Origin of the sequence: Pseudomonas nicosulfuronedens (assembly GCF_005877905.1) — a bacterium.
Classification (GTDB): Bacteria; Pseudomonadota; Gammaproteobacteria; order Pseudomonadales; family Pseudomonadaceae; genus Pseudomonas; species Pseudomonas nicosulfuronedens.
In genome coordinates this window covers 1-5,835 of record NZ_SWDV01000078.1, presented here as the reverse complement: position 1 = coordinate 5,835, position 5,835 = coordinate 1, and the positions used below count along the sequence as shown (strand labels likewise).

5 protein-coding genes are annotated in these 5,835 nt (G+C 60.2%); 3 read left to right on the top strand and 2 right to left on the bottom strand.

Going from position 1 to position 5,835, the window contains the following annotated elements:
• Positions 1-463: 463 nt before the first annotated feature.
• On the bottom strand, positions 464-1,855 hold the full coding sequence (locus FAS41_RS30110; RefSeq protein ID WP_138526924.1) for a sigma-54 interaction domain-containing protein: 1,392 nt from the start codon (positions 1,853-1,855) through the stop codon (positions 464-466).
• 199 nt (positions 1,856-2,054) lie between these two features.
• Between FAS41_RS30110 and ddaH the strand changes: the two genes are divergently transcribed.
• Both ddaH and FAS41_RS30100 read left to right on the top strand, forming a co-directional pair.
• Positions 2,055-2,819, top strand: coding sequence for a dimethylargininase (gene ddaH / locus FAS41_RS30105; RefSeq protein ID WP_138526923.1), 765 nt, complete (start codon positions 2,055-2,057; stop codon positions 2,817-2,819).
• 121 nt (positions 2,820-2,940) lie between these two features.
• Complete coding sequence (locus tag FAS41_RS30100; RefSeq protein WP_138526922.1) at positions 2,941-4,356, top strand: basic amino acid/polyamine antiporter; 1,416 nt, start codon at positions 2,941-2,943, stop codon at positions 4,354-4,356.
• 297 nt (positions 4,357-4,653) lie between these two features.
• Here FAS41_RS30100 and FAS41_RS30095 read toward each other — a convergent pair whose 3' ends face one another.
• Positions 4,654-4,851: a helix-turn-helix transcriptional regulator gene (locus tag FAS41_RS30095; protein WP_138526921.1), complete on the bottom strand. Its 198-nt coding sequence runs from the start codon at positions 4,849-4,851 to the stop codon at positions 4,654-4,656.
• A 284-nt stretch (positions 4,852-5,135) separates the two neighbouring features.
• Here FAS41_RS30095 and FAS41_RS30090 point away from each other — a divergent pair.
• Positions 5,136-5,835 (top strand): hypothetical protein (locus FAS41_RS30090; RefSeq protein ID WP_138526920.1); only part of this gene is annotated, 700 nt, incomplete at its 3' end.

Genomic DNA, 5,835 nt, shown 5'->3' with positions numbered 1-5,835 from the left:
ATACCGATTTCGCTGTGCAATGGGCCGGGCAGGGTGCGCCGCTGTCGCGGGAGATGCCGGCGGCGGAGCTGGTGGAGAGGGATAGGGATAGGGATAGGACGGGAGTTGAATGGTGGGATTGATAGATGGCTATAAAGCATATTACCCGCACCGAGAACTCGGCCTTCAATGAGCTCGGATAGACCGAAGCAAAAGCATCAATGTCGATTGGGAATTTTCGGTACTGATCACTCCGGCAGAAAATCACCTATTCAAACAAATGCTCAAGGTGAAGCGGCTAATCAATGACGGCGGTAAACAGCCAGAAACGAGCATCAAACCGGCCTTGCGAATTACCGCTCCAGGCGAGTTTCCGATCCCCGTCTGGAGTAGCCATAGTCACCGATTTTGAATGCGGCAGAGCGGCCAGCGCGCGAGATGAGCGATGGTCGCCAAGCCCGTGGCCTTGGACTGCAAGGCGGCTCTATAAATGTTCGCGAGAGGCCTGCAAGCCTAAGCGACGCATCCGCCCCAGGAGCGTCGTTCGGGGAACTCCCAAGCGCTTGGCAGCCAGGGAAAGATTGCCGGACACCTCGTGCAAAGCTTGAGCAATCAGGTTGCGCTCCTGCTCCGACAGCCTTTCGCGCAAGCTTCCGCTGCCGGACGGGCACGGCTCGCAAGCGGGCAAAGCAGGATGATCAACCTCATCGTCGGCAAAGATGATCTCGTCGAGCTCAGCGCCATCCTGGTCATGCAGCAGCAGGCTGCGGCGAATGGCATTCTCCAGCTGGCGCACGTTGCCCGGCCAGGCGCAGGCCTGCAAACGTGCCAAGGCGGCGGCGCCCAGGCTGGTGACCCTCGGATTGAGACTGGGTGCATCACGCCGCACGAAGAGTCGAGCCAGGAGTTCGACATCTCCGGGGCGATCACGCAGAGGCGGAATGCTCAGGCAGGCAACGTTCAACCGGTAGTAGAGATCCTCGCGCAGCCGCCCCTCGCCAATCGCCTGCCGCGGTGCCTGGTTGCTTGCGGCGATCAGGCGAACATCCGCCCGTTGGGCGGTGAGACCACCCAAGGGGAGGAAACTGCCGTCCTGCAGAACCCGGAGCAGCTTGCTCTGCATGCCCAGCGGCATCGAATTGATCTCATCGAGAAACAGTGTGCCGCCCTCTGCCAGGGCGAATATGCCCTTGCGATTCTCGGCACCCGTGAAGGCTCCACGGGTGGTGCCGAACAATGTGCTCTCCAGCAAGGTTTCCGGGATGGCAGCACAGTTCAGGCTGATCAGCGGGCCATTACGGCGAGGACTGAGCGCATGGGCGCGACGCGCGAAGAGCTCCTTGCCGGTACCGGTCTCGCCATGTACCAGCAACGGTAGGTCGGTCGCCGCGAACACTTCCAATCGCTGCAATTGCTGCAACATGCACGGCGCGACGCTGAGGATGGCTGGGCCGTCCTCTCCTCCTGCGACTAACGCATCGGCGACCACCTCGCCCACCTCCATCGCACCGACCAACTCGCCCTGGCGGCCATACAGTGGAATGGCTCGGTGGCGGTACTGCAACAGTTCTCCACCAGCACCGACATAGGCCTGCACGGTATCGATGGAGGGCTGTCCCTCTGCCAGGCAACGCAGCAAAGTGCTCTGCTCCGGTTTCAGCCAGGGCACGCTCTGCAGCACATGCATGCCCAGAACCTGTTGCGGGTCTAACCCGTCCAGCGCACCACTCGCCCGGTTGTAATAGACGTAGTTTCCCGACTGATCGACGACCGTGACCGGTTGCCGCAGCCCGTCGAAAATCGGCGCCAGGCAGCGCACCAGCCAGTTCAATTCCTCATTTCGATTGGAAATCGACGACTTCTCGACACTTCCCATGGCCACTCCTTGATTTCCAGTGCATCGATTATTCGACATCTGTCCCAATCTCGCCGCAAGGCGACTCGCCGATGCTGCTCCCAGTCAACGGAGCGCCAGGAAATGCGTTGCGCGATCACCCAGTTCTCCGCCCATGGCGTCCTCCAGACTGGCGCATGACTTGCACCGTCTTCGGCATACACCCGCAAGAGGATTCACCATGTTCAAGCACATCATTGCCCGTACGCCTGCACGCTCCCTTGTCGACGGCCTGACCTCCGCCCACCTCGGCAAACCGGACTACGCGGCCGCCCTGGAGCAGCACAACGCCTACATCCGCGCACTGCAGACCTGCGAGGTGGATATCACCCTGCTGCCGCCGGACGAGAGTTTCCCCGACTCGGTATTCGTCGAGGATCCGGTGCTGTGCACCTCACGCTGCGCCATCATTACTCGCCCAGGCGCCGAATCCCGGCGCGGCGAGACCCGGATCATCGAAGAGACCATCCAGCGCTTCTATCCCGGCCGCGTCGAACGCATCGAGGCCCCCGGCACCGTGGAAGCGGGCGACATCATGATGGTTGGCGAGCACTTCTACATTGGCGAGTCAGCGCGGACCAATGCCGAAGGTGCGCGGCAGATGATCGCCATTCTCGAAAAGCATGGCCTCAGCGGCTCGGTGGTCCGCCTGGAGAAGGTCCTGCACCTGAAGACCGGCCTCGCCTACCTGGAGCACGGCAACCTGCTGGCCGCCGGCGAGTTCATCAGCAAGCCCGACCTCCAGCACCTCAATATCATCGCGATCCCCGATGAAGAGGCCTATGCGGCCAACTGCATCTGGGTCAACGAGCGGGTGATCATGCCCGCCGGCTATCCTCTGACCCGGCAGAAGATCGCCGACCTCGGCTACCAGGTCATTGAGGTGGACACGTCCGAGTACCGCAAGATCGACGGTGGCGTTAGCTGCATGTCACTGCGCTTCTGAACCGCGCCGTATCGACGGGCCACACGGCCCGTCGATACCTGCGAGGGCCCCTCCCTTCGCGGCCGTGAGCGTGTCGGCAAGAGTCGCCACGCGACATCGACAGCTGTCTCGGAGGCGCAAGATGTCCAAATCGAATCAAGCAAGACTGGGCCTGCCGGCCCTCACCGCTCTGGTGGTGGGCGGCATCATCGGCAGCGGCATCTTCAGCCTGCCGCAGAATATGGCCGAGGGCGCCGGTGCCGGCGCCATCCTTATCGCCTGGGCAATCACTTTCATCGGAATGCTGACGCTGACCCGCATCTTCCAGTGGCTATCCAGCACCCGCCCGGATCTGGACGACGGCGTTTATGGCTACGCTCGCGAAGGGTTCGGCGAGTACCTGGGTTTCAATGCCGCCTGGGGCTACTGGATCTCCGCCTGGGTCGGCAACGCCGGATACCTGGTGGTGTTGTTCAGTGCGCTGGGATCGTTCGGCCTGTTCGCCTTCTTCGGTGATGGCACCACCTGGCAGGCGCTGGTCGGCGAACTGGCAGTGCTCTGGCTGGTACACGCCTTCGTGCTGCACGGAGTACACAACGCAGCCCTCACCAACACCATCGTCACCCTGGCGAAGATCGTGCCGATCGGGCTATTCATCCTCTGTGCGGCGCTGGCCTTCCGCGTCGACGTGTTTCGCATCGACTTCTGGGGCAATCCGGCGCTGGGCAGCATCGTCCGCCAGGTCGAGACCACCATGCTGTACACCGTGTGGGTGTTCCTCGGCATCGAGAGCGCAACCGTATATGCCAGCCATGCGAAGCATATGGCTGACGTCAGCCGCGCCACGCTAATCGGGTTCGTCATCACCCTGCTGTTACTGGTCTGTGTCTCGGTGCTCTCGCTGGGAGTTGTTCCGCAGCACGAGTTGGCGCAAATGAAGAACCCATCGATGGCGCAGGTAATGGCTGCGGCGGTCGGCCCCTGGGGTGCCACCTTGATCAACCTCGGGCTGATTGTCTCAGTGGCCGGCGCACTACTGGCCTGGACCCTGCTGGCGGTGGAAATGCTCTACCTGGCCAGCCGCGGCACGGGAAACACTGCTCCGGCGCTGTTCGGCCGGACCAACGCGGCGGACACTCCGGCACCGGCACTCTGGCTGACCAATTCACTGATATCGCTGCTGTTGCTGGTGGCCTTCTTCAACGCCTCCGGCTACAACGCACTGATCCAGTTGGCCACCTCGATGGCGCTCATCCCGTATCTGTTATGCGCAGGCTTCTGCCTCAAGCTGGTTCTGCGGCAACCACGGCCGCTGTTGCTGGTAATGGCAGCGCTGGGCACCTTCTACGGTGTATGGCTGATCTATGCCGCCGGCCTGAAATACTTGCTGCTGTCGATGATTCTCTACGCCCCAGGGCTCGGCTTCTTCATCCGGGCCCGCCGTCAGCGTGGGTTAACGCGCTTCAGCAATACAGGGGAGCGAATCGCAAGCGTGCTGGTTCTGGGCTTGGCAGCAATCGCCCTGTGGATGGTCAGCAGTGGCCGCCTCGGCCTCTAGCTCAACGGTTAGTCGTGTACGGTAGCATCCTTGATACTGGCACGACGGCCGACCGTTCTACTCCTGCCACTAAATGGCCCGGCGAGATTGATTGGCCGCTCGCGCAAATTGGCAAAGCTAAAGCTCCGCTTCCCGGCGCTTGGCTGACTGACTGTTCGATCTGCATTGTCACCAGGGCATACGCCTGAAACGGAGGATCAGCCTGCGCCAGAAGTTATTTCACCTAGCGGCATAACACCATGGCTGGATGCTCCAGCCATGGTGCTGGCCCGACCTTCAGTCTCAGCAACCCACCTCTCACGCAGCACTCAAAGCAGCGTCACGCTCTTCAATTTTCTCCATCACCCAATCGTGCACCTCTTCCTCTACCCATCCCACACACCTCTCCCCCAATGACACCGGCTTCGGGAAAGCCCCTTCGCTGATGTACTTGTAGACGGTCGATCTGGCCAGACCGGTCGTAGCCATGACTTCTCGTAAACGGATGATCCTCATGAACGGGCTCCTCGTGTTCGTTCAGAGGATTGGCAGGTCTCGTTTTTAATGACCGGGCCGAGCCTGGGAGCGCCCTCCCGGCAGCAACGAGCGTCAGCACTTCTATGAAGAAGGCTGGCTGTAGAGCAGATATGGATGAAACACGGCTGCAGGCCGCGGAATTCCAGATATGTCTTATTAAATCTGCATCTTGTCAGCTTCTAGAATCCCTCTACACCACATCTACAAACCATCTATTCCGGCTCTATTTCGCAGCTAGAAGCTTTCACCAACGCAAGGAAGTCATGACTCGTCGCAGCTCTCCTCTCAATTCCGGCTTCACCATCGACAAACCTCCATCCAGCCCTCACGGAAAGGCACCCAACGAGCGCCGTGACGACATCTGGCTTTGGTTCTATCTCGCTCTGCGCGGAAAAGCGCTCTATCGCAGCGAGGCAATGAATCCGAGAACCATGTCCGAGCAGATGGCGGAGAGCATCAAGAGCTTTCGGCTCTCACTAGATGAAATCGCTGTCGACCAAAGCCGTCAGATGGTTTCGGAGGAGCACATAGCCTGGATATCGGACTGCAAGCGTCAGCTGGCCTGGATCCAACATCGGCTTAACCGCGACAAGCGCATTCGCACCCCAGATATCTATTCTTCAGCGCTCACGGAGAGAGAGATGCTGGTAGCCAAGATCGACTGCTCCGGCTCAGCGCCGAAGGTTAAGGAGTCATTCGTTATTGGCTTGAAACAGGATTGGCATGAACAAATGGTCTTTGACAGCCAACTCAACTGGGTTCAAGAAGCGAATGAAGCAGGAGCATGCCGGCACGTAGTCGAATGGATGAGGAAACACCAACCTGACCAGGAGTTTCCCGAAACTGTCCCGAAGACCCTGCAAGAGTTGCTGATCGCCTCAGATGCGTGGACCTGGAGCGACGTTGAGAGGAAATATTGCATCGCGACGGTCAGGCGGCTTTGGAGGCAGAAAATTCGGCGCC